The following is a 23,506-nucleotide window of genomic DNA, read 5'->3' on the forward strand; positions in this document are numbered from 1 at the left end:
CGGTAGGAACACCCGCGAGGGGGGGCGGCGCGCAAAAACCGTGCTTCTCCTACTCGTGTCCCCCCCCCCGCCCCCCCCCCCCCCCCCCCCCCCCCCCCCCCCCCCCCCCCGGACTCCGTGGGGGGAAAGGGCGGGTCAGCTCGTCACGACGCCGAGCGTCAGGGTGCCGGTGTAGCCGGCGGAGGCGGTGCTGCCGAGGGCCGTCAGGGTCAGGAGGCCGGAGGAGGCGCCTCCGTCGTCGTAGACGGAGTCCTGGGCGAGGGTGGTGCGGGTGACCTTGTTGGTCGAGTACGGGGACACCTTGGCCATCGCCGTGGTGATCGTCTCGTTGAAGAAGAGCTGGCCGGTGTGGAGTTCCTGGCCCCCGGTGAAGGAGCCGTCGGAGGTGAGGGTGACGCCGGTGTGCACCTTGACGTGGATGTGCACGCAGCGGCCCCGGTACCAGCCGGGGTAGATCGTGGTGAGGTTCGCGACGCCGGACGCGTTCGTCAGGACGCCGCCGCGCAGGAACGTGCCGTCGTCCGCCTCGCTGTGGCCGTTGTTGCCGACGAAGCCGGAGTACTCGCCGAGCGCGTCGCAGTGCCAGATCTCGACGAGGGCGTTGCCGAGCGCCGCGCAGGTGGAGTCGTCGACGACGGTGAGCGCCAGCTTGAGCGGGGCGCCCGCCTTGCCTTCGGTGACGTCGGCGCGGACGAGCTGTCCGTCGAGGTAGTAGGGGCCCTCGGTCATCTCCTTGGTGAGGGTGCAGACAGCGGCCGGCGCCGCGGCGGGGGCCGCGTCCGCCACGTCGGTGACGCGGGCGGATCCGGCGGGGGCGGCCGCTCCCACGGTCAGTGCCGCGGCCGTGACGCCGGTGGCGATCAGTACGGTTCGGCGCCCGATCCGGGCCGCCTCTGACATGTCTTTCGAGGGGGAATCTGTCATGGACACGGCACCGTAGGGGCGGATGCTGTCGGCAAGCTGTCAGTTCCGCAAAGTGACAGCCCGTCAAGTTCCTTGTTGGACACCTTGCCCGGCCCCCGGATCGGCGCACGCCCTCGCATTCGGCGAGGGGGACCGCCCGGGGGCCGCCACCTGGCGCGGCGCGGGGACGCGCCGGTCTCCGACCGCACAGGGGTGTGACGGTCGGCGGGGGGCAGGTGAAAAGTGAACGCGTCAGTGCCGCGGTTCCGCGGGCACCGCGCTGTGGTGTCCGGCGCCGGGTTCGCGGCGCCGGACACGGGGGTCCTCCGGCGTCGGGCGGGCGTCCTTCTGCCCTGCCCGCGCCGTCGGGCATGGGCGGGTCCCGGAGGCCGGCCCGTGGCCGGCCGCGCGGAGGTCCGCCCGGCGGTATGAGTGGCCTGTTATCCGGCCTGGTTGTACAGCATCGCGCCCACGGCTCCCCAGCCGCCTTCCGGCGGGGGTGGCGGTGGTTCCGGCTGCGTCCTGCCCCGGACCTGGGCCGCCGTCAGGCCGCCCTGCGCGCCCATGGAGGGGGCGCCCGCCATGCCGGGCATGCCCGTCTGGGCGGCCGGCTGGAGACCGGAAGGCTGGGCCGGCCCGGGCATCGCCGCGGGCGGCATCTGGGCCGGCATCGCACCCGGGCCCTGGGCCGCGGCCGGCCAGTTGGTGGGCTGCGGACCGGGGTAGCCCGGGGCCGCCATGGGCTGCTGCGGGGCCGGGTAGTTCGGGGCCGCGACGGGCTGCTGGGCGGCGGGGTAGGGCGACGCCGCGGCGGGCCGCGCGGGCGGACCGGGCGGCAGACTGGGCTGCGGGGCGGCCGCCCCCACCTGCTGGGGCTGAGCGGGCTGTCCGGGCCAGGCGTTCGCCTGCGCGGCCAGCCCCTGCATGCCCGCTCCGTTGGTCGCTCCGACGAGACGGTCCACCATGGCCGTACCCGAGCTGTAGCCGGTCCCGTTGCTCAGCTCGGGTACGGAGGTTTCCTTCCTGGACCCGTAGAGCACCTGTTCCAGGCCGGCCACCAAGCGGCGTACATCCGTCTGCGGACGTACCACGAGTCTCAGGAAGCGGCTGGACGAACCGACCTTGTTGCCGCACTCGCGGACCAGGATGCGGTGCTCGGTGAGCAGCCGGTCCCGGACCACCGTGCCCTCGGCGCCGACGGGGAGGCGTACGAACAGGAAGTTGCCCTGCGAGGGGTAGATCGTCAGGCCGGGCAGCGCGGAGAGCTGGCGGGCCATGTCGAGCCGGTCCCGGCGGACCATGTGCAGGCTCTCCATGTATTCGGCGCCGTGGTTCTTGAGCATGAACACCACGGACTCCGCGAAGGAGTTGAGGTTCCACTTCGGCAGCATCGAGCGGACCTTGCCGGCCAGGGCGGGGTTGGCGACGAGATAGCCGAAGCGGATGCCGTGCAGGCCGAAGTTCTTGCCGAGGCTGCGCAGCACGATGACGTTGGGCCGCATCACCGCGTCCTCGACCACGCTGGGCTCGGACTCGGCGTCGGCGAACTCCAGGAACGACTCGTCGATGACGATCAGGTCCAGGTCGGCCATCGCGTCCATGAACTGGATGACCGACTGGCGCGGCAGGAAGCCGCCGTCGGGGTTGTTCGGGTTGCAGATGACGGCGACCTTGGTGCCGCGCGTGCGGATGAACTTGGCGTACGCGGCGAGGTCGAGCGCGAAGCCGGTGGACTCCTGGAGCGGGAACATGTCGACCCGCTTGCCGGTCTCCATCGGCTGGTCGGTCCAGCGGCCGAACGTGGGGACGGGGATCGCGAGGGACTCACGGACCAGCAAGTGATCGATCCATGTGATGAGTTCGGTCGAACCGTTGCCCATCGCGACACACTGCGGCGGAAGTTGGAGCAGCGAGCAGAGCTCGCTGGTGATCGTGTCGGCGCTGCTGGGGTAGTAGGTGATGATCTCGCGCAACCGGCCCGCGAGTTCGTCGAACATCGCGGGCGTCGGGAAGTACGGGTTGCAGGGAATACAGAAGTCCACCGGGCCGGCTCCGTCGCCCTCCCGCGTCAGTGCGGCCATCGACGGGCTGTGCGCCGCGGTGCCGCGAAAGAGCGAGGTGACATTGCCGGCCATGGAACCTCCGTATAGGGCGAGCCCGCTGGGGAGGACGGGCCCTCCGTCTTTGGGTGGCCCGCGCGGGGGAGCACGGGCCGCCCTTCCATACGGATACGGATGTGGCGCTGTTCAATCACTGCGCAATCGTGCGGATTTTGTGAACCGACTGTGAGGTCCGGTCACGAACCGGACACCTGCACCTGTGAGGGCCGGTCACGCAACGAGCGCGTGTACGTGCGGAGTTCGGTCACGAACCGAAGGCATGCACCGTGAGGTCCGGTCAGGCGCTGAACGAGTGCACCGTGGAGGTCCGGTAGGTCTGCCCCGGCCGCAGCACCGTCGACGGGAACGACGGATGGTTCGGGGAGTCCGGGAAGTGCTGGGTCTCCAGGCACATGCCGTCGCCCTGCCGGTAGGTGTGACCGGAGGGGCCGACCAGGGTGCCGTCCAGGAAGTTGCCCGAGTAGAACTGCACGCCCGGCTGGTCCGTCGCGATCTTCAGGGTGCGGCCTGACCTCGGGTCGCGCAGGGTCGCGACGTGCTCGGGCCCGGCGGTGACGCCCTTGTCGAGGACCCAGTTGTGGTCGAAGCCCTTGGCGGTGACCAGTTGCGGGTGGCCGACGCGGATGTCCCGGCCGATCGGCTTGGCCGTGCGGAAGTCGAAGGGGGTGCCCGCCACCTTGGCCAGCTCACCGGTGGGGATCAGCCCCGAGTCGGTGGGTGTGAAGCGGCCAGCGGCCAGGTGCAGCTCGTGGTCGTAGACGCCGCCGCTGCCCTCACCGGCGAGGTTGTAGTACGTGTGGTTGGTGAGGTTGACGACCGTGGCCTTGTCGGTGGTGGCCCGGTAGTCGATGCGCCAGTCGCCGTGCGCGGTGAGGGTGTACGTCACCCGCACCTTCAGCGTGCCCGGGTAGCCCATCTCGCCGTCGACGCTGGTGTAGTACAGACGCAGGCCGACGTCGGAGCCCGAGGTGAAGCCCTCGACGTCCCACACCTTGGTGTTGAAGCCCTTGGCGCCCCCGTGCAGGCTGTTCACACCGTCGTTGACGGAGAGCTGGTACGCCTTGCCGTCGAGGGTGAACTGACCCTTGGCGATGCGGTTGCCGTAGCGGCCGATCGTCGCCCCGAAGAACGTCGTCCCGGCGACGTACGACGCCAGGTTGTCGTACCCGAGGGAGACGTTGGCGTACCGGCCGTGCCGGTCGGGGATCTCCAGCGACTGGACGATGCCGCCGTAGGAGATGACCTTCAGTCGCGTGCCGCCGTTCTCCAGCGACCAGCGGTGGACCTTCGTCCCGTCGGCGAGCTTGCCGAAGAGCTCCTTCTCGGGCTTCCTGCCGCCCGAGGCGTGCGCCGTGCCGATGGTGGCTGCGGTTAACCCCGCTGCCGCGGCTGCTGCGATGACCGTACGTCTGCTCGTTTCCATTGCGGCTCCTGCAAAGGGAGGGGCCCCACCTTTCGGTGGGGCCCAACTGAGTTACGAACCGGACTTGCGCTTGTTCCACACGTCGAACCCGACCGCCGCCAACAGGGCCAGGCCCTTGATGACCTGTTGCCAGTCGGAGCCGACACTGAGGAGGTTCATACCGTTGTTCAGCACGCCGAGGACCAGACCGCCGATGATCGCGCCGAGGACGGTACCGACACCGCCGCTCATGGACGCGCCGCCGATGAACGACGAGGCGATGGCTTCCAGTTCGAAGCTCAGACCGGCCTTCGGAGAGGCCGCGTTCAGGCGGGCGGCTACCACCAGACCCGCCAGGGCCGCGAGCATGCCCATGTTCAGGAAGACATAGAAGGTGACCTTCTTGTCCTTGACGCCCGACAGCTTCGCCGCCGGGAGGTTGCCGCCGATCGCGTAGATGTGGCGGCCGAAGACGGCGTTGCGCATGACGTAGCCGTAGCCGACGACCAGCGCGCCGAGGATCAGCAGCACGATCGGCGCGCCCTTGTAGCTGGCGAGCATCATCGTGACGGTGAGTACCGCGGCGACCAGCGCCACCATCTTGAGCGCGAACAGCTTGGCCGGCAGCACGTCCAGCGAGAACTCCTGCTGGCGCCTGCGGTCGCGGACCTCCTGCAGGACCACGAAGACGATCACGATCAGGCCCAGCAGCAGCGTGATGTTGTGATAGTTGGTGGTCGGGCCGACCTCCGGCAGGAAGCCGTTACCCATCTTCTGCAGACCGCCCGGGAACGGGCCGAGGGTCTGCCCTTTGAGCAGGATCTCGGTCAGACCGCGGAAGATCAGCATCCCGGCGAGGGTGACGATGAAGGAGGGTATGCCGAGATAGGCGATCATGAATCCCTGGACCGAGCCCGCCACTGCGCCCACCAGCAGGCACAGCACCAGAGCGACCGGCCACGACACGCCGTGCTGCACCGTCAGCACAGCCGCGAACGCGCCCACGAAAGCCGTCACCGAGCCGACCGACAGGTCGATGTGGCCCGCGATGATCACCAGCATCATGCCGATCGCGAGGATCAGGATGTAGCTGTTCTGCAGGACCAGGTTGGAGACGTTGTGCGGCAGCAGCAGGCTTCCGTCGGTCCAGACGGCGAAGAGGACGACGATCAGGCCGAGCGCGAGCAGCATGCCGTACTGGCGCATGTTCTGGCGCAGGCCGTCGAGCATCACCCGCAGCAGGTTCTCCCCGGTGTTGCCGCTCCCGTCCTTGCCCGGTGGAGCCTCGGCCGGGATGTTGGTCACATCGGTGCTCATCGCGTTACCTCTTTGTCCTTCGTCATCTGACGCATCAGCACTTCCTGCGTGGCCTCGGCCCGCGAGAACTCGCCGGTCAGCCGCCCCGCGGCCATGGTGTAGATGCGGTCGCACATGCCGAGCAGTTCGGGCAGCTCGGAGGAGATGAAGACGACCGCCTTGCCCTCGGCCGCCAGTTTGTCGATGACCGTGTAGATCTCGAACTTGGCGCCCACGTCGATGCCGCGGGTCGGCTCGTCCAGGATGAGCACATCCGGACCCGCGAAGATCCACTTGCTGAGAACGACCTTCTGCTGGTTGCCGCCGGACAGCTTGCCCACCGGCTCGAAGACGGTCGGCGCCTTGATGTTCATCGACGTGCGGTAGCGCTCGGCGACCTGCCGCTCCTCGTGCTCGTCGACGATCCCTCGCCTGGCCACCTTGTCCAGAGCGGACAACGAGATGTTGCGGTTGATCGTGTCGATGAGGTTGAGCCCGTAGTGCTTACGGTCCTCGGTGACGTACGCGATGCCGTGGCCGACCGCCTCCGCGACGGTCTTGGTACGGATCTCCTTGCCGTCCTTGAGGACCGTGCCGCCCGCGTACCGGCCGTACGACCGTCCGAAGACGCTCATCGCGAGTTCGGTACGGCCGGCGCCCATGAGGCCCGCGATACCGACGATCTCCCCGCGCCGCACGTGGAGCGACACGCCGTCGGCCACCTTGCGCTGCTGGTCGACCGGATGGTGCACGGTCCAGTCGCGGATCTCCAGCGCCGGGGCCGCACCCTCCTCCGGGTGGTGCGGGGTGCGTTCGGGGAAGCGGTGGTCGAGGTCCCGGCCGACCATTCCGCTGATGATCCGGTCCTCGGTCGTCTCCGGCGCCTTCACGTCGAGGGTCTCGATGGTCTGGCCGTCCCGCAGGATCGTCACCGAGTCGGCGACCTTGCGGATCTCGTTGAGCTTGTGGGAGATGATGATCGAGGTGATGCCCTGCTTCTTCAGCTCCAGGATCAGGTCCAGGAGCTTCTCGCTGTCCTCGTCGTTGAGCGCCGCGGTCGGCTCGTCGAGGATGAGCAGCTTCACCTTCTTCGAGAGCGCCTTGGCTATCTCCACGAGCTGCTGCTTGCCCACGCCGATGTCGGCGACGCGGGTCTCGGGGTGATCGTTCAGACCGACCCGGCGCAGCAGCTCGGTGGCGCGCCGCAGGGTCAGGTTCCAGTCGATGAACCCGCGCTTGGCGTGCTCGTTGCCGAGGAAGATGTTCTCCGCGAGGGAGAGGTAGGGCGACAGCGCCAGTTCCTGGTGGATGATGACGATGCCGTGGTGCTCGCTCGCCCGGATGTCCTTGAAGCCGCAGACCTCTCCCTCGAAGAGGATCTCACCCTCGTAACTGCCGTGGGGGTGGACGCCGGAGAGCACCTTCATCAAGGTGGACTTGCCGGCGCCGTTCTCACCGCATATGGCGTGGACCTCGCCCTGTTGGACGGTCAGAGTGACGTCCGACAGCGCCTTGACGCCGGGAAAGGTCTTGACGATCGAGCGCATTTCCAGGACGGGTCCCGCCATGGTCGTGCCTTCCAATCCGTAAGGTTCGACGCTTACTTGAGCTGGTCCGCCGTGTAGTAGCCGCCGTCGACCAGGACCGACTGGTAGTTGGACTTGTCGACGCTCACCGGCTGGAGGAGGTAGGCGGGGACGACCTTCGCGCCGTTGTCGTACGTCTTGGTGTCGTTGGTCTGCGGCTTCTTGCCCTTGAGGGCGTCGTCGACCATGGTCGAGGCGATCTTGGCCAGCTCGCGGGTGTCCTTGTATACGGTCTGTGTCTGCTCGCCCGCGATGATCGACTTCACCGACGCCAGCTCGGCGTCCTGACCCGTGAGGACCGGCAGCGGCTTGCTCTTGGAGCCGTAGTCGTCCGACTTCAGCGCCGACAGGATGCCGATGGAGATGCCGTCGTACGGCGAGAGGACCGCGTCGACCTTCTTGCTGGCGTACGACTTGGTGAGGATGTCGTCCATGCGCTTCTGGGCGGTGGCCCCGTCCCAGCGCAGGGTGGTGACCTGGTTGAGCGCGGTCTGGCCGGACTGGACGACGAGCTGCTTCTTGTCGATGTAGGGCTGGAGCACCTTCATCGCGCCGCCGAAGAAGTACTTCGTGTTGTTGTCGTCGTTCGAGCCGGCGAAGAGCTCGATGTTGAACGGGCCCTTCTTGGAGCCGTCCGCGAGACCGAGCTTCTGGAGGATGTAGTTGCCCTGGAGCTCGCCGACCTTCGAGTTGTCGAAGGACGCGTAGTAGTCGACGTTCTTCGTGCCGAGGATCAGACGGTCGTAGGCGATGACCGGGATGTGGGCGTCCGCGGCCTCCTGGAGCACGTTGTCCAGGGACTTGTTGTCGATGGCCGCGACGATCAGCGCCTTGACGTTCTGCGTGATCAGGTTCTCGATCTGCGAGACCTGCTGCTGGGGGTCGTCCTCGCCGTAGACCAGCTTGGTCTTGTAGCCCTTGGACTCCAGGTTCTTCACGACGTTGTTGCCGTCGGCGATCCAGCGCTCGGAGGACTTGGTCGGCATCGCGATGCCGATGGTCCCGCCCTTGCTGCTGCCGGTCGCCTCGTCCTTGCTGCCTCCATTGCCGCTCTGGCCGCAGGCGGTCAGGGCGAGCGCGAGGGAGGCAGCTCCGGCTATGGCGGTGAGGGCGGCTCTGCGGTTACGCATGATCATCATCCTTGATGTCTTGGACCGGGCTGAGTCTCACGGAACTGGAATGTTCCGGGAGCGTTACGGATGAGGCCGAGAAGGTGTGTTGGATTGTGCGCGACTGTGTCTGCTTGTGTGAAGGGGGTTTGTGCGAACGTTATGAGGGAGTGTCGAACCGTGTGAGCGTGCCGGGCAGCCGGGTGCCGAGCGGCGCCATGTCGTCGCCCGCTCCGTGCCGAGCCAGCAGGTCAAGGGCGAGACGGCCGCGCCGCACCCTTTCCCTGGCCGTGCTCAGGGTCAGGTCCCGCAGATGGTGTCCGTACGGGTAGATGCCGGGGGTCTTGGACAGCCCGAACTTCAGATACAGCGGTGCGCCGCGCCGGATCAGCTCGGCGACCTCGTACATCCGTATGTAGCCGCCGAGATCGTCGGGGGCCTCGATGTACATGTCCATGGGGGCGGCGGAGACCCGCCGGATCTCGGTGAGGTGATCGAGCGTCAGATCGCTCGGCACGTTCAGCGAGTCGGCGCCGAGGTTCTCGTACACGGCGTACGAGGCCGGGTTGACCGGACCGATCAGCGCCGAGACCTTGAACGTGGTGTCGGCCGGGATGATCCCGGCGACCCGGGCCCGGTGCAGCGTCCACAGCACGCCCTCGTCGGCGACGAGCAGGCACTTGACGCCCAGCTCCGTCGCCCGGACGGCGTCCTCGACGCAGCCGGCCACCGCGTCGTGGCCGCGGGCACGCAGCCCGCCGCCGCGCGAGTCGGTACGGGCCGAGGCCCCGATGTCCCAGATGCCGCGCGGACCGGTGAACAGGCAGAGCTCGATGTCGCGTTCACCGGTGGCCTCGACCATCTCGGTGATCTCGGCGTCGGTCAGCATCCAGACACCGCTGCCCTGGCTGATCCGGTGGATCGGCACATCGAGCCGCGAGGACTCCTTGAGGACCACGGCGAGCGCCTCGGGCCCCTCCACGGAGGGAACCTCGGTGCGCCAGCGACCGCCTCCCGGGAAGGTGTGCGGCGAGGCGTCGGCGGGGGAGAGGGCGGGCGCGCCCAGGCCGAGCGCGGCGAGCGCGCTCTCACCGGGTCGACGGGCCGCCGTAGGGGAGGCGTCGGTCACGAGCAGTCCTTCATGTTCGATATTTCGGGCAGAGTTCGCGGCTGGGGGTGTGCGGAGGCCTGGTGTACGCCGGTACGGAGCCGTCAGGAACCCCGTACCGGCGTACGGCTCGGGTGGTCAGGGCTTCAGCAGGACCTTGCCGACCTTGGGATCACCGGACCCCACCAGCTCGATGGCCTCCGGGAACGCGGCGAGCGGCAGCTCGTGCGTCACCAGTGGCGAGGGATTCAGCAGACCGGCGCCGAACACCCGCACCGTGTGCGCCCAGGCCTCCGGCGGCGCCCCGAACACGGTGTGCACCTCCAGCTGCCGTACGACGAGATCGGTCGGGTCGAGTCCCTCGGCACCCGGCGCCGGGATCCCCGTGAGGACCAGGCGCCCGCCGCGCCGCAGCAGGGAGGCGGCGGTGCGCGCGGCGGACGCGGACCCGGCGGTCTCGATGACCACATCGAAGTCGTCGGGCAGTTCCTGGTCCCTGGTGCGGAAGTCGGTGGCGCCGAAGTCCTTCGACAGCGCGGCCCGGTCCGGGCGGGTGCCCACCACGAGCAGCTCGGCCGGCGAACCCGCCTTCAGGAACTGCACGGCGAACATCCCGAGCGTCCCGGTGCCCACCACCGCCACGCGCTCACCGGGCCGCGCGTTCGCCTTGAGCGCGGCGGCCGCGACGCAGGCCGCAGGTTCGAGCAGGGCGGCGGCGGTCAGATCGGCGTCGTCGGGCAGGACGTGGAGCAGCCGCGCCGGCAGCGTCAGCGTGCCCGCCATCGCGCCCGGCTGGGTGAAGCCGGTCTCCTCGTACCCGGCCGTGCACAACGTTGTCTCGCCCGCGTGGCAACGGTCGCAGACCTGGCAGTTGCGGAAGCCCTCACCGACGACCTTGCGGCCGACCAGCGCCCCGGGGACACCGGCGCCGACCTCCTCGACGGTCCCGGACCACTCGTGACCCGGGGTCAGGGGGTAGCGGACGTATCCCTCGGGCCGGTTGCCCTGGTAGACCTCGCGGTCGCTGCCGCAGATGCCGACCGCGTGCACCCGGACGAGCGCCTCGCCCGCCGACGGCCGAACCGGCTCGTGCGGGGTCAGCCGGTGCTCGCCCGGACCCTCGATGACGACCGCTGTGCTCACTTCGCCCCCTTGGGCTTGCGCTGCTCCCAGCCGTCGGCCCACAGGTCGAACCGGGCCTGCTGCTGCGGGAACTCGGCCGCCGCGTCGACGTCCAGCTCCACGCCCAGACCGGGCTCGTGGGACAGCTCGAAGTAGCCGTCGACGACCTGCGGGGCGCCCTTGACGACCTTCTTGATCTCCGCGTCCGCGAAGTCGTTGAAGTGCTCAAGGATCTTGAAGTTCGGCGAGGTGAAGCCGACCTGGAGGGAGGCGGCGGTCAGCACCGGGCCGCCGACGTTGTGCGGCGCGACCAGGACGTAGTGCGCCTCGGCGGTGGCGGCGAGCTTCCGGGTCTCCCAGATGCCGCCGATGTGGCCGACGTCGGGCTGGATGATGTCGACCGCCTGGCTCTCGAAGAGCTCGCGGAACTCGACGCGGTCGTGGATGCGTTCACCCGTGGCGAGGGGGATGTCGACCTTGGCGGCCACCTTCTCCAGCGCCTTGAGGTTCTCCGGCGGCACCGGCTCCTCCAGCCACGCGGGCTTGAAGGGCGCGAGTTCGTGGGCGAGCCGGACGGCGGTGGACGGCGAGAAGCGGCCGTGCATCTCCAGCATCAGCTCGGTCTCGGGCCCGATCGCGTCGCGCACCGCCTCGATGAGCGACACCGAGTAGAGCGTGGCCGCGTGGTCGAGCTCGAAGTGGCCGGTGCCGAAGGGGTCGATCTTGAGGGCCTTGTAGCCCCGCGCGACGACCTCCTGGGCGGCCTTGTGGTAGGCCTCCGGGGTCCGTTCGGTGGTGTACCAGCCGTTGGCGTACGCCTTGACCCTGTCGGTGACCTTGCCGCCGAGGAGCTGCCAGACCGGCACCCCGAGCGCCTTGCCCTTGATGTCCCAGCACGCCATCTCGATGACCGCGATGCCGGACATCACGATCTCGCCGGCCCGCCCGTAGTCGCCGTACTTCATCCGGCGGACCAGGTCCTCGACGGCGAACGGGTCGGAACCGAGAATATGGTTGGCCCGCGCCTCGTGCAGATAGCCGATCAGCGCGTCGGTGTGGCCCAGCATGCGGGTCTCGCCGACTCCGGTGATGCCCTCGTCGGTGTGCACCTGGACGTAGGTCAGGTTCCGCCAGGGTGTCCCGACCACGTGTGTGGTGATTCCCGTGATGCGCACGGCTGATGCCCCCTGCTGCTTGAGCTCTGTTCGAAATTTCGTCACACGTTCGAAATGCTGGCGTGACAGTAAGGACGCGGCCGGGGAGGTGTCAATGGGGCGCGCGCATAACGGTTTCGACGCGGTGGGCGTCAGGATGGCGGGGAATGTTCGGGGGTGTCTGGGTCCGGCGGACCGGAATACTGGATTCCGCACAGAACCTTCACAACTGCACCTAGGCATGTTACCGGCGGTGACCCTAGTCTTCCCGCGTCATGGACTACTGCCACGTGTGCCGAAGGCACCTCAACGGCGCCCTCGCCTGTCCCGGGTGCGGCACCCCGGTCGACGAACTCGGCGCGGACGCTGAGGAGGCCGACGCGCGCCCGGAACCGGGCGCCGGCGCCGACGCGTACCACGGCCACGACGGCGACGCCGAGGAGGGCTCCGGGCGGGCCGCGCGGCGGCGCGGGGGGCATGGCCGGGATGCCGGGAGTCCGAGCGGCCCGCAGGGTCCGGACGCCCCGGCCGGCACCAGCCGACGTGACCGCAAGGCCGCCGCGCACCGCCGCCGGCGGCGCCGCACCCTGTTCATCGCCGTGGGCTTCGTTCTCGCGGCCGGCGGCCTGAGTCTCGCCGAACTCGGCGTCGACGCACCCGGACTGGGCCCGAGCCCCGCCGCGGCCGGAGGTGAGTCGCCGGACGGCTCGGCCTCCTCGGCGGCGTCCGCGCACCCGAAGAGCTCCCCGTCCGGCTCCGCCTCGGCCACCCGTAAGCCCGGCGCCTCGTCGTCGCCCTCCCGGTCCGCCTCCGCGTCCGCCTCCGCGTCTCCCACGGCGACGAGCGAGAAGAGCGCCGGGAGCGGTGGGCCGGCCACCGCCGGTACCCGTCCGGTCCGGTCCGCCTCGGCCCCGGCGACCGCCTCCTCCGCCCCCCGGACATCGGCCCCCGCCACCGCGGCGCCCACGCAGCCGGCACCCACCCCGACCCCCTCGTCCTCGGGCGGGTGCAACCGCTTCTTGTGGTGGTGCGCATAGGCCCGGACGGGTCCAGGCCGCATCGGGGACCTTGAGCTCCGACCAGGCACTTGTGGGCAGTCCAGGAAAGGGGACCCGCTCCGGTGCTCCGGCCGGACTTCTGGTTCTTCCCTGGTCACCGGTGGGCCCAAGGACGGTCGGCGGAGCGGAGGTCTACCGCTCTTCGGCGCCGAAGAGCCCGCCTGCCGGCACGGCCGCCGTCGGCGGAACCCCGCGCGGCAACCGGCGGGCCAGTGGCAGGACAGCCATACCGAGGACGAATCCGTAGCAGGCCACAAGGCCGTGCCCGTTGTCCTGGGCCAGCCACATCGCGAGCCCGGCCGCGGGCACACTCACCGCCAGCAGCCGCTGCCTCGTGTCGGCGCCGGACAGCGCAAGGCCCGCCGCGAGGGTCGCGCCCAGGAAGTACGTCGCGCCGGAACTTCCGGCGAAATTGCGCGGGTCGGTGCTGTGGGAGGTCTCGCCGAAGAGCGCGTCGATCCGCTGCGGCAACAGGATGCCGGCGGCGAACAGCGCCAGCATCAGCGGCCCGCCCCAGAACCACTGTGCCAGCGCGGCGATCACCGCGAGGGTGGCGATGTTCCAGGCGGTCCCGGACACCCCGCCGTTCTGCATGAACACCGAGGTCACCACACGCCACCAGCCGGACTTCCGCGGGTCGCCGTCCAGGGCGTTCATCGCCCCCGACCAGCTCAGCTGGAGCACCACCGCGCCGACGGCCAAGGCGGTGAGCGCGACCGCGCCATAGGGGACCGGCCGTTCGCGGACCGCACCCTCACCGATCAGGAGCACACCGCTCTTGAACATCAACACCAGCAGTGCCGCGGTCGTCAGGTTGAACAGAATGGCGCCCAAGCGGATCATCCCCCGTTTGAAGTCCCTGGTCCCAGTTCGGCGATCACACTATCCGAGTGATCATGTCGGCGAATTGGTCGGCGGTGGACGGGAGTTGACGCCTGGGCGGACCACGCGGCTCAGCCGCTGTCGGCGTCCGCGCCCAGCATGCGGCGCAGCAGGTCGCGCAGGGCCAGCCGTTCCCGGTCCGAGAGTTCCGCCAGGGGCTCGCGGGCGAAGTTCAGCGAGTCGCGCAGCCCGCCGGCGATCCTGCGGCCCTCGGCCGTCGCCGCGGCCAGTTTCACCCGGCGGTCCGCCGGGTCGGGGCGCCGCTCCACCAGCCCCCGCGTCTCCAGCCGGTCCACGATCCCCGTGACGTTCGACGGCTCGCACTTCAGCTTCTGCGCGAGGCGGCGCATCGGCAGCGGCTCCAGCGACAGCAGGCTCAGCAGCCGCGCCTGCGCGCCGGTCAGGGCGTGCTCGGCGGCCGCGTCCTCGTACTCCTCGTGGTAGCGGGCCACGACCGTGCCGATCAGCTCGACGACCTCCATGGTCAAGGGGTCGATCCGTGGTCTCTTGTGGGTGGCCATGCCCGTGAGCGTACCGCGTTACTTGACATCATGAAATATTCAGGCGCATGGTTGTTTCAGGTACTGAAGTATTAGAGCCGCTCGCCGGTCACAGTGAAAGGCGCAACCTCATGTCCGAGACCCCCCAGCTCCCCTCCGTCGGCCGCGAATGGCACCTGGTCAGCCGTCCGGTCGGCTGGCCCGAGCCCGCGGACTTCGCCCTGGTCGAGGCCGAGGTCCGGCAGCCGGGTCCGGGCGAGGTCCTGGTGCGGAACGCCTACGTATCCGTCGACCCGTACATGCGGGGCCGTATGAGCGCCGCCAAGTCCTACGTCGCCCCCTTCGAGCTCGGCAAGGTCATGCAGGGCGGCGCGGTCGGCGAGGTCATCGCCTCGAACGCCGAGGGCATCGAGGTCGGCGACCACGTGCTGCACTTCTTCGGCTGGCGCGAGTACGCGATCGTGGACGCCAAGCAGGCTGTCAAGGTGGACCCGGAGGCCGCGCCGCTGTCGACGTACCTCGGCGTCCTCGGCATGACGGGCCTCACCGCGTACGCCGGACTCCTGCGCACCGCCTCCTTCAAGGAGGGCGACTCCGTCTTCGTGTCCGGCGCCGCCGGTGCCGTCGGCAGCCAGGTCGGCCAGATCGCCCGGCTCAAGGGCGCCTCGCGCGTCATCGGCTCCGCCGGGTCCGACGAGAAGGTCAAGCTGCTCGTCGAGGAGTACGGCTTCGACGCCGCCTTCAACTACAAGAACGGCCCGGTCTCCCAGCAGCTGCGCGAGGCCGCCCCCGACGGCGTCGACGTCTACTTCGACAACGTGGGCGGTGACCACCTGGAGGCGGCCATCGGCTCGCTGAACCGGGACGGCCGCATCGCGGTCTGCGGCATGATCTCCGTCTACAACAGCACCGAGCCCGTCCCCGGCCCCAGGAACCTGGCCCGGCTGATCCAGACCCGCGGCCGCATCCAGGGCTTCCTCGTCGGCGACAACTACGACCTCCAGCAGGAGTTCGTCCAGGAGGTCGGCGCCTGGGTCCGCTCCGGTGAGCTGAAGTACGCCGAGACGGTCGTGGAAGGCATCGAGAACAACGTGGAGGCGTTCTTCGGCGTCCTGCGCGGCGACAACATCGGAAAGATGATCGTCAAGCTCTGACCGTACGACCGAGGCCGCACCCGGGGACGTGGGTGCGGCCTCCGTCTGTTCCCTCCAAGGACTCTCCAAAGGCTCAGGACACCGTCAGCAGCGCCCTCGCCACCCGCGGGAACTCTCCCTTCGGATGGTCGCGGAAGAGCGGTTCGGTGCCGAACAGCACGGCCTGCGGCCCGGACACCACCGACGCTCGGCCGTCGGCCGCCGTCGGCCCCCTGAGCCGTCGCCCAACGGCCGCCAGTGCCCGCAGAGCAGCGGATCGCCGGTCGCGCGCCGACGGCTTCCCGGGGCCGGTCCGGGCGGTACGGCGAGGTGTATCTGTTCGACTCTCGCGCAACAAGGGCGCCTTCCCGCCGCAACGGCCCCCGGTCCGTCCCGACGGCCGTCATGGATGCCCCGGACGGCGCATCACCGGGGGTCCTGAGCGGGCATGCTGACTGCGGCACCCGGCCCGATCCGCCGGACAGGTCCCGGCGGCGACGCGTGCGGCGAGGAGAGCCCATGTCCCCGATTCCGTCGCTTCCCAGCAGGAAGGACGTGCTGCGCCTGGTGCGCGGCACGACCGACATCACCGGCCAGCTCCTCGACACGGCGGGGAACATCACCAGGATCGCCGTCAACACCCTCGACCCCCGGGACGGCTCCGGGATGGAGGCGCTGCGCGTCCTGCGCGAGACGACGGCCGAACTGGCCGCGGCGAGCGCCTCCCCGCAGGCGCAGGAGGCGTTCTACAAGATCGTCGACACCCTGACCCGGCTCGGCGCCAGCGGGGCGCCGCTCGCCGCGCACCCCGTGAGCGAACCCGCGCAGGCGCTGCTCGCCGCGATCGGCGACAGTCTGCTGCCCGTCCTCGACGCGGTGGAACCCGCCGTTCAGGAAGCCGTCGTCGTGCTGGGCGAGCTGATCGAGGCCACGTCGCCGCTGCTGCCCGCGGCGGCCGGCGTCGCGGCGGGGGCCCTGCTCGCGCTCACTCCGGTGATCCGGGCCGCGGCGGACGTGCTGCGCGACTCCTCGCCCGAACTGCGGCGCGTAGCGGACGCGTTGACGGCAGCACTGGCTCCGCTGCCGCCCCTCCAGGTGGTCCTGGCCGAGCGGGTGGCCGCCGCGGGGGCCGGAGTCGTCCGGGCCGGACTTCCGCCGCTCGCCGACCTCACGGAAGCGGCGGCCTCCGCCGTGACGGCGGCGCGCCCGCTGCTCGTCGCGAGCGAGGAACTCCTTGTCGCGGGCCTCGAACAGCTCCAGCCGGTGATGATGGGCTCCGCCCACCGGGCCGGCCGGGCCGCCCGCGCCGCCGCGGTCCGTTTCTCGGCCGCGATGGCGCCCGCGGCGGACCAGGGGGTGGTGGTCGCCGTGACGGTCGCGTAGCGCCACCCTCCGGTGAGCGGTCACCGCCGTCCGGTGCGGAAGGCTTCGCCACCGCTCGGTGCCGAAGCCGTGACCGCCACGCACTGGGGTCCGGCCCGGCACCCCGATAAAGTTGGCCCATGCGCGATCTTGGGGTGGGTTTCGGCTATCTGCTGCGCGGCCAGCGGTGGGTGGTCCGGCACGGGAAGAGCTACGGGTTCGGGCTGCTGCCGGGACTGATCACGCTCGTGCTCTACGCGGCGGCTCTCGTCGCCCTCGGCGTGTACGGGGAGGGCTTCGTCACCTGGGCGACGCCGTTCGCGGACGGCTGGGCCGGCACCTGGTCAGGCCTTTTCCGCGGCTTCCTCACCGCCGTGCTCTTCGCCCTCGCCCTCCTGCTCGCCGTCCTCACCTTCACCGCGGTCACCCTGCTCATAGGCCAGCCCTTCTACGAGAACCTCTCGGAGAAGGTCGACCGCGACGTCTCCCCGGACGGCACGGCCCCCGAGTCGGGGCTGCCGCTCTGGCGCGAACTGTGGATCTCCGCGCGCGACAGCCTCCGTATCCTCGTGCGGGCCCTCGTCTGGGGTGTCCTCCTCTTCGCGCTCGGCTTCGTCCCGCTCATCGGCCAGACCGTCGTCCCGGTGCTCGGCTTCTTCGTCACCGGCTTCTTCCTCACCGAGGAACTCGTCGCCGTCGCCCTGCAGCGCCGCCGCGTCGACCTCCGGGCGCGCCTCGCCCTGCTCCGCTCCCGCAAGACACTGGTCTGGGGGTTCGGCACCCCGCTGGGCCTCGCCTTCCTCGTTCCCTTCGTCGCCGTCTTCCTGATGCCGGGCGCCGTCGCGGGCGCCACCCTGATGGCCCGGGACCTGCTCGGCGAGGAGATCAGCGAGGGCGACGCCGACGAGGACCCCGAAGGGGCGTCCGACACGTGGTCCGAGGAGCAGGGCGCCCCCTCGTGACCGGGACACCCGCCGTCGCCGTCATCACGGTGCCGGCCGGGATCGGCGTCACCCCCGCGTTCGCTTCGTCCCGCTGACGGCCGGGGCGGTCGCGTCCACGGCCACCGTCAGGATCGCCCGCATCTGCGCGATGATGTCGAGCCGGTTGCGCACGAACTCGGGGTCCGTCACCGTCCCGGTCGCCGGGTCCGTGTTGTCCGCGCCGAACTCCAGGACAGGCGTGTGGACATGACCGCCGGGCAGGCTCGCGCCCAGGCCGAGACGGTCCCGCAGCAGCGTCGCCCGGTAGGCGATCTCGTTCGACAGATAGTCCCCGCCGCCGCCCGCGCGGGCCTGTGATCCCGGGGTCGGCCCGTCGGGGCGTACGACGGGATCGGTCCCGCCCGCCGGGATCTCCGTCACCGAGGTGTGGTCGTACACCGGGAAGCGGCCCGTGTTCGCGGCGACGATCTCCGTGTACGGGAGGGTCGTCGTCGTCCACTGGGGCTGTGAGGCCGGATCGGTCACCGGGACGGTCCCGGTCACCGAGACGTCGTCGTTGTCCGGGAAGCCGCCCCGCCAGGCCCCGTTGGTCCGCTCCACGTCGAACCGGCCGACGCGGCCCTGGCTGACCGTCGTGAACAGGTCCACCCGCGGGAGGTACGGCCGCAGGGTCCGCTCCACCGTCCCCTCCCCGGAGCCGGACCCCGGTGAGGTGCCCCCGGTGAAGTCCTGCCAGCGGACCGGGAAGACGACGGTCTCCACCCGTGCCGGACCGTCCGCCGTCCTGATCGTCGTGCCGTCGAGAGCGAGCGCGGTCGCCCCGGACGGGTTGGAGATCCGGATGTCACGGTCGAGCGTGAACGGGTCGAACCCGGTGACCAGGACGCGCTTCACCCCGCGGTGGGGTCCCGTCCGCGGCGGGTAACGCACGGAGTCCTGACCGCGCGAACTCCGCTCCAAGTCGTCCAGCAGGAAGCCGCGTTGGGTCCCGGTCAGTCCGAACCCGGGGTCCCACCCCCGTACTTCGCGCGTCAGGCTGAGCCGAGCCCAGTACAGCGGCCGGTCGTCGTCCCGGCTCAGGTCCCCGCCCGCCGGGCCCCGGCCCTGTGCCCGGTCGACCGCCCGCCGCCACAGCCGGGCACCCTCCCGCGCCACGATCCGCTCGGCCTGCGCGTACGAAGCGGCCCGGCCCAGCGCCCGGACGAACTCCGGTGCCACGGTGTCGAATCCGGAGCGTCGCAGGATCTCCCGGGGCGCCGCCCCGTCGAGCCGGCGCTCCTCGGCCGTGGGGGTTCCGGCCGTGGGGGTCGTCCCGGCCGTCGTCGCCGTCGCGGCGGGCGTCACGGCGAGTCCGGCCAGCAGCGCCAGTCCGAGGATGCCGATCCGAACACGTAACTGGGTCAAGGGAGTTCGGGCCTTCCGTCAGGTGGGGGTGCTGTCGGACGGCGGCAGTATCCCGTGACCCGGGGGGTGTCCACCATGGCGAGGGGCGGAAGTGGCCGAAGGGCATGGGCTGTTGTCCGGGACGGACGGACACCGGTGGCGCGATGGGCTCCGGCGGACGCCCTGGCCCAGTGGCCCCGCGGGACAGTCATCCCTCACCCAGGGGTCCCGTAGGGCAGTCAGTCCTCGCCCAGCAGCGTGAGGAAGTCCCGGAACGCGGCCGGCATGTCCACCGACTCCGGGTCCAGCAGCCACTGGTACTGCAACCCGTCCATCACGGCGACGAGCAGGGGAGCGGCGCGCTCCGGCGTGAGACCGCTCGGCAGCCGCTCCCCGTACTCGGCGCGCAGCACCGAGGCCATGTTCGCGCGCACCGCGGTGTAGCGCCGGGTGAAGAACTCGCGCGCCGGATGCCCCTCCGTGACGCTCTCGCCGAGCAGCGCCGAGAAGGTCTGGATGATCCCGGGCCGCATGGCGTTGTACTCGACCAGCGAGACGAGCAGATCGGCCCGCCAGGTGGTGTCCGGCAGGGCGTCCCACTGGTCCCGCTCCTTGAGCACGGCGACGAGCAGGGCCTCCTTGGTGGGGAAGTGGTGCAGCAGGCCCTGCTGGGTGAGGCCCACCCGCTCGGCGACCGCGGCGAGGCTCGCGCCCCGGTAGCCGCGCTCGGCGATCACCTCCAGCGCCGCGCGCACGATCTCCGCGCGCCGTTCCTCACTCCTGGTCCTGGTCGCCATGGCGTCACCGTACGGCATCCGATCACCCAATCGTAACGGCCACATCACGAAACCTACCGCTCTACAGGTAGCCGATGCAGGATGGGGAAGACCGACGGCTTTCAACGAGGAGGTGCCGCCATGGCGGAGACTGCGGTGGGAACAGCGGTGGAGACGGCGAACGACCGAAGGGACGCGGAGGCGGACGCGGCCCGCGAGGCCGTCGTCGAGGCGGCTCTCGGCCGGCTCGACCTGGACGCGAAGGCCCGGCTGCTGTCCGGCCGGAACATGTGGACGCTGCCCGCGCTCCCCGAGATCGGGCTGAAGTCCCTCGTCATGTCCGACGGTCCGATCGGCGTCCGCGGCGTGCACTGGACCGCCGACGACCCCTCCGTCGCGCTCCCCTCGCCCACCGCGCTCGCCGCCACCTGGGACCCGGACCTGGCCCGCCGTGCCGGAACACTCCTCGCCCAGGAGGCCCGCCGCAAGGGCGTCCACGTCCTGCTCGCCCCCACCGTCAACCTGCACCGCTCACCGCTCGGCGGCCGCCACTTCGAGGCCTACAGCGAGGACCCCCTGCTGACCGGCGCGATCGGCAGCGGCTATGTCCGGGGCGTGCAGTCCGGCGGCGTCGGCACCACCGTCAAGCACTTCGTCGCCAACGACGCCGAGACCGACCGCTTCACGGTGAACAACCTCGTCTCCGAACGCGCCCTGCGCGAGCTGTACCTGGCGCCCTTCGAAGCCATCGTCGAGAACGCGCACCCGTGGGGCGTCATGACCGCGTACAACTCGGTCAACGGCACGACGATGAGCGAGCACCGCCACCTCGTGAACGAGGTCCTGCGCGGCGAATGGGGCTTCGACGGCTTCAACGTGTCCGACTGGATGGCCGCCCGCTCCACCAAGGCCGCGATCGAGGGCGGCCTCGACGTCGCCATGCCCGGCCCCCTGACCGTCTACGGTCCGCCGCTCGCCGCCGCCGTGCGCGCCGGCGAGGTCGCGGAGGCCACGGTCGACGCGGCCGTCCGCAACGTGCTGCGCCTCGCCGCCCGCGTCGGCGTCCTGGAGGGCGCCGAGCCCGTCGTGACCGAACTGCCCCAGGCCGTGGACGGGGAGGCGCTGGCCCGCGAGATCGCCCGCCGCGGCTTCGTCCTCGTCCGCAACGAGGGCGCCCTGCCGCTCGCCGAGGGTCACCGGGTGGCGCTCATCGGCGCCGCCGCCCGCGACGCCCGCGTCCTCGGCGGCGGCTCCGCCACCGTCTTCCCCGCCCGGATCGTCTCGCCCCTCGACGGCCTCACCGCCGCCCTCCCCGAGGGCAGCCTGACGTACGCCGTCGGCGCCGACCCGACCGTGGAACTCCCCGTCGCCGACAAGGGGTTCGAGCTGCGCGCGGTCTGCCGCGACGCCGCCGGCGAGATCATCGCCACCGCCTCCGCCCCGAACGGCCAGATCCAGTGGATGGGCGACGACCTGCCCGAGGGCGTCCATCACGAGACCCTGCACAGCGTCGAACTCACCGGCACCCTCACCCCGCGCGACAGCGGACCGCACACCTTCGGCATCAAGGGCCTCGGGGCGTTCACCCTCACCGTCGACGGCACGACGTACTTCGACGACCTCCAGGGCACCGACAAGGACGACCCCTTCGTGACGTTCTTCGGCGCCCCGGTCGCGCGCGGTCAGGCCGAACTCACCGCGGGCGAACCGGTGGAGGTCTCCCTCACCCACGTCGTCGCCATCCCCGAGGGCATCCCGATGAAGGTCGTCGGTTTCACGCTCGCCCACCAGGAGCCCGTGCGCGACGCGGACGAACTGATCGCCGAGGCCGTCGAGGCGGCCCGCTCCGCCGACACCGCCGTCGTGGTGGTCGCCACCACGGACCGCGTCGAGTCCGAGGGCTTCGACCGGGCCGACCTCAGGCTCCCCGGCCGCCAGGACGAGCTGGTGCACGCCGTCGCCGCCGTCAACCCGAACACCGTGGTGATCGTCAACTCCGGCTCCCCGGTGGAGCTTCCGTGGCGTGACGAGGTCGCCGCCGTCCTCCTCAGCTGGTTCCCGGGCCAGGAGGGCGGATCCGCGCTCGCCGACGTCCTCACCGGCGCCCACGAGCCGGGCGGCCGCCTCCCCACCACCTGGGGCTCCCTCCCCGACGCCCCGGTCACCCAGGTGATCCCGGCCGACGGTGAACTCCCGTACACCGAGGACGTCTTCATCGGCTACCGCGCCTGGGAGAAGGAGGGGAGGACCCCCTCGTACGCCTTCGGCCACGGCCTCGGCTACACCGAGTGGACGTACGAGTCCATCGAGGTCGAGGGCACGACCGCCACCGTCCGCGTCCGCAACTCCGGTGAGCGCGCCGGGCGCGAGGTCGTCCAGGTCTACCTCGCCCCGGCGGAACCCGGCACCGAGCGGCCCGCCCGGGTTCTCGCCGGTTTCGCGGGGGTCGAGGCCGCACCCGGCGAGAGCGTCGAGGCCGTCGTGGAACTCCCGCGCCGCGCTTTCGAGATCTGGGACACCACCGCGAACAGCTGGGCGTTTGTGAAGGGTTCGTACGAGATTCAGGCAGGCCGTTCCCTCCAGGACCGCCGTCTGAGCACGATGATCGAGGCGTAACCAGCGCGCGCCCCTTCGGCGGGCCCCGGTCCGGAACCTGACCTCCGGACCGGGACTCGCGGTCTCCCTAGGACCGTACGGAGAACCCGTACACCGTCTCCGACCTGTACACATCGCCCGGCCGCAGCTCCGTGCTCGGGAAGTCCGGCCGGTTCGGGGAGTCGGGGAAGTGCTGGGTCTCCAGGGCGACGCCGTCGTTCGGGGCGAAGGGGTCGCTCAGGTGGTCGGCGGTGTAGAACTGGAGGCCGGGTTCGGTGGTCGCGACCGTCAGCACCCGCCCGGACGCCGGATCGCACAGCTCGGCGACCTCCACGGGAGCGCCGGTGAGCCCCTTGTCGAGCACGTAGTTGTGGTCGTATCCCGCGCCGGTCCTGCGGGACTCCCGGAAGTCGAAGCGGGTGCCCTCGACCGGGTCGAGTTCCCCGGTCGGGATGAGGTCCGCGTCCACCCGCGTCAACCGTGAGGCGTCGAGACGGAGTTCGTGCCCGAGCGCGCTGCCGGAGCCGCTCAGGTTCCAGTACGTGTGGTTCGTCAGGTTCACCACGGTCGGCGCGTCGGTGACCGCCTCGTAGGCGATCCGCAGCGCGCCCCGCTCGTCGAGCGTGTACGTCGCCGAGACCTCGAGGCGGCCCGGAAAGCCCTCCTCGCCGTCCGGGCTGACCCGGGAGAGCCGCACCCCGTGGTCGAGCGGTTCCGCGTCCCACACGCGCTTGTCGAAACCGCCGTCGCCGCCGTGCAGCGAGTTGGGCCCGTTGTTCGGGTCCAGGGGGTAGGCCGCTCCGTCCAGCGAGAAGCGGGCGCCGCCGATCCGGTTCGCGTACCGCCCGACCAGCGCCCCGAGATACGGCTCCGGGTGCGCCACGTAGCCCGCCAGATCGGGGAAGCCCAGCGTCACGTCCACGGCGTGCCCGTCCCGGTCCGGCACCTCGGCCGACTGCACGATCCCGCCGTACGTGAGCACACGCACCCGGACCCCGGCGCGCTCCAGCGTCCAGCGGTGTACCGGGGTGCCGTCGGAAAGTGTGCCGAAAAGTTCGCTCATGAGGGAAACC

The 23,506-nt window shown here is 70.6% G+C and carries 19 protein-coding genes and 1 pseudogene; 5 read left to right on the plus strand and 15 right to left on the minus strand.

Features of this window, described 5'->3' with window-relative positions:
* Positions 1 to 135: 135 nt before the first annotated feature.
* From ACZ6KY_RS35625 to ACZ6KY_RS35665, 9 genes are all read right to left on the minus strand, one after another.
* Complete coding sequence (locus ACZ6KY_RS35625) at positions 136 to 924, minus strand: intradiol ring-cleavage dioxygenase (RefSeq protein WP_469314395.1); 789 nt, start codon at positions 922 to 924, stop codon at positions 136 to 138.
* 419 nt (positions 925 to 1,343) lie between these two features.
* On the minus strand, positions 1,344 to 3,038 hold the full coding sequence (locus ACZ6KY_RS35630; protein ID WP_469314396.1) for a pyridoxal phosphate-dependent aminotransferase: 1,695 nt from the start codon (positions 3,036 to 3,038) through the stop codon (positions 1,344 to 1,346).
* A 262-nt stretch (positions 3,039 to 3,300) separates the two neighbouring features.
* The gene (locus ACZ6KY_RS35635) at positions 3,301 to 4,446 is read right to left on the minus strand and encodes an aldose epimerase family protein (RefSeq protein WP_469314397.1); all 1,146 of its coding nucleotides are present in this window, start codon (positions 4,444 to 4,446) and stop codon (positions 3,301 to 3,303) included.
* Between the two features lie 51 nt (positions 4,447 to 4,497).
* Positions 4,498 to 5,742, minus strand: coding sequence for a multiple monosaccharide ABC transporter permease (gene mmsB / locus ACZ6KY_RS35640; RefSeq protein ID WP_469314398.1), 1,245 nt, complete (start codon positions 5,740 to 5,742; stop codon positions 4,498 to 4,500).
* Complete coding sequence (gene mmsA, locus ACZ6KY_RS35645) at positions 5,739 to 7,289, minus strand: multiple monosaccharide ABC transporter ATP-binding protein (RefSeq protein WP_469314399.1); 1,551 nt, start codon at positions 7,287 to 7,289, stop codon at positions 5,739 to 5,741. Before mmsA ends, mmsB begins: the two co-directional genes overlap by 4 nt.
* Positions 7,290 to 7,321: 32 nt before the next feature.
* Positions 7,322 to 8,437, minus strand: coding sequence for a multiple monosaccharide ABC transporter substrate-binding protein (gene chvE, locus ACZ6KY_RS35650; RefSeq protein WP_469314400.1), 1,116 nt, complete (start codon positions 8,435 to 8,437; stop codon positions 7,322 to 7,324).
* 139 nt (positions 8,438 to 8,576) lie between these two features.
* On the minus strand, positions 8,577 to 9,545 hold the full coding sequence (locus tag ACZ6KY_RS35655) for a hypothetical protein (protein ID WP_469314401.1): 969 nt from the start codon (positions 9,543 to 9,545) through the stop codon (positions 8,577 to 8,579).
* Positions 9,546 to 9,662: 117 nt separating this feature from the next.
* Complete coding sequence (locus ACZ6KY_RS35660) at positions 9,663 to 10,667, minus strand: zinc-dependent alcohol dehydrogenase (RefSeq protein ID WP_469314402.1); 1,005 nt, start codon at positions 10,665 to 10,667, stop codon at positions 9,663 to 9,665.
* Positions 10,664 to 11,821 carry a mandelate racemase/muconate lactonizing enzyme family protein gene (locus ACZ6KY_RS35665; RefSeq protein WP_469314403.1) on the minus strand — a complete coding sequence of 386 codons (1,158 nt, stop codon included), beginning with the start codon at positions 11,819 to 11,821 and terminating at the stop codon, positions 10,664 to 10,666. Before ACZ6KY_RS35665 ends, ACZ6KY_RS35660 begins: the two co-directional genes overlap by 4 nt.
* 254 nt (positions 11,822 to 12,075) lie before the next feature.
* Here ACZ6KY_RS35665 and ACZ6KY_RS35670 point away from each other — a divergent pair, with 254 nt between their 5' ends.
* Complete coding sequence (locus ACZ6KY_RS35670; protein ID WP_469314404.1) at positions 12,076 to 12,837, plus strand: SCO2400 family protein; 762 nt, start codon at positions 12,076 to 12,078, stop codon at positions 12,835 to 12,837.
* Between the two features lie 153 nt (positions 12,838 to 12,990).
* Here ACZ6KY_RS35670 and ACZ6KY_RS35675 read toward each other — a convergent pair whose 3' ends face one another.
* On the minus strand, positions 12,991 to 13,701 hold the full coding sequence (locus ACZ6KY_RS35675; RefSeq protein ID WP_469314405.1) for a hypothetical protein: 711 nt from the start codon (positions 13,699 to 13,701) through the stop codon (positions 12,991 to 12,993).
* A gap of 110 nt (positions 13,702 to 13,811) precedes the next feature.
* Complete coding sequence (locus tag ACZ6KY_RS35680; protein ID WP_469314406.1) at positions 13,812 to 14,261, minus strand: MarR family winged helix-turn-helix transcriptional regulator; 450 nt, start codon at positions 14,259 to 14,261, stop codon at positions 13,812 to 13,814.
* A 110-nt stretch (positions 14,262 to 14,371) separates the two neighbouring features.
* Here ACZ6KY_RS35680 and ACZ6KY_RS35685 point away from each other — a divergent pair, with 110 nt between their 5' ends.
* Positions 14,372 to 15,394, plus strand: a complete 1,023-nt coding sequence (locus tag ACZ6KY_RS35685) for an NADP-dependent oxidoreductase (RefSeq protein ID WP_469314407.1) — start codon at positions 14,372 to 14,374, stop codon at positions 15,392 to 15,394.
* A 73-nt stretch (positions 15,395 to 15,467) separates the two neighbouring features.
* Here ACZ6KY_RS35685 and ACZ6KY_RS35690 read toward each other — a convergent pair.
* Positions 15,468 to 15,661: pseudogene (locus ACZ6KY_RS35690) on the minus strand (hypothetical protein); the annotation flags it as partial.
* A 231-nt stretch (positions 15,662 to 15,892) separates the two neighbouring features.
* Here ACZ6KY_RS35690 and ACZ6KY_RS35695 point away from each other — a divergent pair.
* On the plus strand, positions 15,893 to 16,756 hold the full coding sequence (locus ACZ6KY_RS35695) for a hypothetical protein (protein ID WP_469314408.1): 864 nt from the start codon (positions 15,893 to 15,895) through the stop codon (positions 16,754 to 16,756).
* A 119-nt stretch (positions 16,757 to 16,875) separates the two neighbouring features.
* Positions 16,876 to 17,697 (plus strand): EI24 domain-containing protein, encoded by an 822-nt coding sequence (locus tag ACZ6KY_RS35700; protein ID WP_469314409.1) that lies wholly within the window; start codon positions 16,876 to 16,878, stop codon positions 17,695 to 17,697.
* Between the two features lie 48 nt (positions 17,698 to 17,745).
* Here the strand turns inward: ACZ6KY_RS35700 and ACZ6KY_RS35705 are convergent, their stop codons facing one another.
* Positions 17,746 to 19,083 carry a pyroglutamyl-peptidase I gene (locus tag ACZ6KY_RS35705; protein WP_469314410.1) on the minus strand — a complete coding sequence of 446 codons (1,338 nt, stop codon included), beginning with the start codon at positions 19,081 to 19,083 and terminating at the stop codon, positions 17,746 to 17,748.
* Positions 19,084 to 19,301: 218 nt separating this feature from the next.
* A complete protein-coding gene (locus tag ACZ6KY_RS35710) occupies positions 19,302 to 19,877 on the minus strand; it encodes a TetR/AcrR family transcriptional regulator (protein WP_469314411.1) in 576 nt (191 codons plus the stop codon).
* A gap of 102 nt (positions 19,878 to 19,979) precedes the next feature.
* Between ACZ6KY_RS35710 and ACZ6KY_RS35715 the strand changes: the two genes are divergently transcribed.
* Entirely contained in the window at positions 19,980 to 22,454 is a 2,475-nt protein-coding gene (locus ACZ6KY_RS35715) for a beta-glucosidase (RefSeq protein ID WP_469314412.1), read from the plus strand.
* A 67-nt stretch (positions 22,455 to 22,521) separates the two neighbouring features.
* Here ACZ6KY_RS35715 and ACZ6KY_RS35720 read toward each other — a convergent pair whose 3' ends face one another.
* Positions 22,522 to 23,496, minus strand: coding sequence for an aldose epimerase family protein (locus ACZ6KY_RS35720; protein WP_469314413.1), 975 nt, complete (start codon positions 23,494 to 23,496; stop codon positions 22,522 to 22,524).
* Positions 23,497 to 23,506 lie beyond the last annotated feature (10 nt).

Source organism: Streptomyces sp. NPDC042002 (assembly GCF_055588305.1).

Coding starts and splice junctions, on each gene's coding strand:
- ACZ6KY_RS35625 (WP_469314395.1), bottom strand. CDS start 924: ATGACAGATTCCCCCTCGAAAGACATGTCAGAGGCGGCCCGGATCGGG.
- ACZ6KY_RS35630 (WP_469314396.1), bottom strand. CDS start 3,038: ATGGCCGGCAATGTCACCTCGCTCTTTCGCGGCACCGCGGCGCACAGC.
- ACZ6KY_RS35635 (WP_469314397.1), bottom strand. CDS start 4,446: ATGGAAACGAGCAGACGTACGGTCATCGCAGCAGCCGCGGCAGCGGGG.
- mmsB (WP_469314398.1), bottom strand. CDS start 5,742: ATGAGCACCGATGTGACCAACATCCCGGCCGAGGCTCCACCGGGCAAG.
- mmsA (WP_469314399.1), bottom strand. CDS start 7,289: ATGGCGGGACCCGTCCTGGAAATGCGCTCGATCGTCAAGACCTTTCCC.
- chvE (WP_469314400.1), bottom strand. CDS start 8,437: ATGCGTAACCGCAGAGCCGCCCTCACCGCCATAGCCGGAGCTGCCTCC.
- ACZ6KY_RS35670 (WP_469314404.1), top strand. CDS start 12,076: ATGGACTACTGCCACGTGTGCCGAAGGCACCTCAACGGCGCCCTCGCC.
- ACZ6KY_RS35675 (WP_469314405.1), bottom strand. CDS start 13,701: ATGATCCGCTTGGGCGCCATTCTGTTCAACCTGACGACCGCGGCACTG.
- ACZ6KY_RS35680 (WP_469314406.1), bottom strand. CDS start 14,261: ATGGCCACCCACAAGAGACCACGGATCGACCCCTTGACCATGGAGGTC.
- ACZ6KY_RS35685 (WP_469314407.1), top strand. CDS start 14,372: ATGTCCGAGACCCCCCAGCTCCCCTCCGTCGGCCGCGAATGGCACCTG.
- ACZ6KY_RS35695 (WP_469314408.1), top strand. CDS start 15,893: ATGTCCCCGATTCCGTCGCTTCCCAGCAGGAAGGACGTGCTGCGCCTG.
- ACZ6KY_RS35700 (WP_469314409.1), top strand. CDS start 16,876: ATGCGCGATCTTGGGGTGGGTTTCGGCTATCTGCTGCGCGGCCAGCGG.
- ACZ6KY_RS35710 (WP_469314411.1), bottom strand. CDS start 19,877: ATGCCGTACGGTGACGCCATGGCGACCAGGACCAGGAGTGAGGAACGG.
- ACZ6KY_RS35715 (WP_469314412.1), top strand. CDS start 19,980: ATGGCGGAGACTGCGGTGGGAACAGCGGTGGAGACGGCGAACGACCGA.
- ACZ6KY_RS35720 (WP_469314413.1), bottom strand. CDS start 23,496: ATGAGCGAACTTTTCGGCACACTTTCCGACGGCACCCCGGTACACCGC.